The following is a 2,355-nucleotide window of genomic DNA, read 5'->3' on the forward strand; positions in this document are numbered from 1 at the left end:
CACATGATGTACGAGAGGATCGCACCGGACGAACCCACCAGGGAGCCCGCAATGATCAGCATCGAGTTGTTCAGCGAGAAACCGATACCGGCCGCTGCCCAGCCGGAGTAGCTGTTGAGCATCGACACCACGACGGGCATGTCCGCGCCGCCGATCGGGATGATGATCAGCACGCCCATGATGAAGGCCAGGGCCAGCATCAAGGCGAAGGCGCTGAGGTCGCCGGTCAGCATGAAGGTGATGCCCAGGCCCAGGGTAGCCACGCCCAGCAGCAGGTTCAGTTTGTGTTGACCGGTGAACTGTACCGGTGCGCCCTGGAACAGGCGGAACTTGTACTTGCCGGAGAGCTTGCCGAAAGCGATCACCGAACCGGAGAAGGTGATTGCACCGATCGCCGCACCGAGGAACAGTTCCAGACGGTTACCGGCCGGGATCGCGTCACCCAGTTGCTGGACGATGCCCAGGGATTGCGGCTCGACCACCGCTGCAATGGCGATGAACACCGCAGCCAGACCGATCATGCTGTGCATGAAGGCGACCAGTTCGGGCATCTTGGTCATTTCAACGCGTTTGGCCATGATCGAACCGACAGTGCCGCCGATCAGCAGGCCGACGATCACGTAGACGATACCGTCATGGGCCCCGCCTTGTCCAAAAGAGAGCGCGCCGAGCTTGTAGATCAGGCCCACGCTGGTCAGGATCGCCAGGCCCATGCCGAGCATGCCGAACAGGTTGCCGCGACGCGACGTGGTGGGGTGCGAGAGGCCCTTGAGCGCCTGGATGAAGCAGACCGAGGCGATCAAATACAGGGAAGTAACCAGGTTCATGCTCATGCTTGTTGCACCTCAGCCTTGACTGCTTCGGTCTTGGCTGCCGGAGCTTTGGCCGCTTTCTTCTTGAACATTTCCAGCATGCGCCGGGTCACCAGGAAGCCACCAAATACGTTGACCGCGGCCAGGGCCACGGCCAGGGTGCCCATGGTCTTGCCCAGCGGGGTCACGGTGAGGGCGGCGGCGAGCATGGCGCCGACGATCACGATGGCCGAGATGGCGTTAGTGACAGCCATCAGCGGTGTGTGCAGTGCAGGTGTCACGTTCCAGACCACGTGGTAGCCGACATAGATGGCCAGCACGAAGATGATCAGGTTGTAGATACCGTGAGAGATCAGCATGTCTTCCATTGTTTTTATCCTCAGCCGTTCTTGCGCACGATCTGGCCGTCGCGGCACATCAGGCACGCGGCGACGATATCGTCTTCAAGGTTGATCACCAGTTGTCCTTCTTTATCGAACAACAGTTTCATGAAGTCCAGCAGGTTGCGTGCGTACAGTGCCGAAGCGTCTGCCGCTACCGCGCCGGCCAGGTTGGTCGGGCCGCAAATGATCACGCCATTCTCGACTACCACTTGATCCGCCACGGTCAACGGGCAGTTGCCGCCCTGAGCTGCTGCGAGGTCGATGACTACCGACCCCGGCTTCATCTGCGCCACGGTTTCCGCGCTTAGCAGCGTCGGTGCCTTGCGGCCCGGGATCAGTGCAGTAGTGATGACGATGTCAGCCTGCTTGGCGCGTTCGTGCACGGCCAGGGCCTGACGTTGCATCCAGCTGGCCGGCATTGGTCGCGCGTAACCGCCGACACCGACGGCACATTCGCGCTCTTCATCGGTCTCGTAAGGCACGTCGACGAACTTGGCGCCGAGGGATTCGATCTGCTCTTTTACTGCAGGACGCACATCGGACGCTTCGATCACTGCACCCAGACGTTTCGCCGTAGCAATGGCCTGCAACCCAGCCACACCGGCGCCGAGAATCAGCACGCGCGCCGCTTTCACGGTGCCCGCAGCGGTCATCAGCATCGGCATGAAGCGCGGATAGTGGTGAGCGGCCAGCAACACGGCTTTATAACCGGCGATGTTCGCCTGAGAGGACAGCACATCCAGGCTCTGCGCACGGGAGGTGCGAGGCGCGGCTTCCAGCGCGAACGCGGTAATGCCGCACTCGGCCAGTTTGGCGATGGTTTCGTTGCTGAACGGGTTGAGCATGCCCACCACAACGGTGCCGCTCTTTATCAGCGTCAGCTCGCTGTCGCTGGGGGCGACCACCTTGAGAATCAGCTCGGCACCAAACGCATCGTTGGCGCTGCCAATCGTTGCGCCTGACGCTTCATAGGCACTGTCGACAACACTGGCATTAATGCCGGCGCCGCTTTGCACAGTGACCTTATGACCCTGGCCGATCAGCTTCTTGATGGTTTCAGGGGTTGCAGCAACCCGTGTTTCACCCGTCTGGGTTTCGAGAGGAACACCAATGTGCACGTCAAATCTCCTGCGTGATCTTATTGAGTAAACCCAGGCACT

The 2,355-nt window shown here is 60.7% G+C and carries 3 protein-coding genes; all 3 read right to left on the reverse strand.

What is annotated here, in order from left to right; genetic code table 11:
* On the reverse strand, positions 1-833 hold an 833-nt coding region (locus KGB06_RS28895), incomplete at its 3' end, for an NAD(P)(+) transhydrogenase (Re/Si-specific) subunit beta (protein ID WP_223521819.1).
* Complete coding sequence (locus KGB06_RS28900) at positions 830-1,180, reverse strand: NAD(P) transhydrogenase subunit alpha (RefSeq protein WP_223521821.1); 351 nt, start codon at positions 1,178-1,180, stop codon at positions 830-832. The genes KGB06_RS28900 and KGB06_RS28895, both read right to left, overlap by 4 nt.
* An 11-nt stretch (positions 1,181-1,191) precedes the next feature.
* On the reverse strand, positions 1,192-2,313 hold the full coding sequence (locus tag KGB06_RS28905) for a Re/Si-specific NAD(P)(+) transhydrogenase subunit alpha (protein ID WP_223521822.1): 1,122 nt from the start codon (positions 2,311-2,313) through the stop codon (positions 1,192-1,194).
* Positions 2,314-2,355 lie beyond the last annotated feature (42 nt).

This window comes from Pseudomonas sp. GL-B-19, assembly GCF_019956415.1.
Classification (GTDB): domain Bacteria; phylum Pseudomonadota; class Gammaproteobacteria; order Pseudomonadales; family Pseudomonadaceae; genus Aquipseudomonas.

Bases quoted from the DNA above. Each gene is read 5' to 3' on its own strand.
- KGB06_RS28900 (WP_223521821.1), bottom strand. From the start codon at position 1,180: ATGGAAGACATGCTGATCTCTCACGGTATCTACAACCTGATCATCTTC.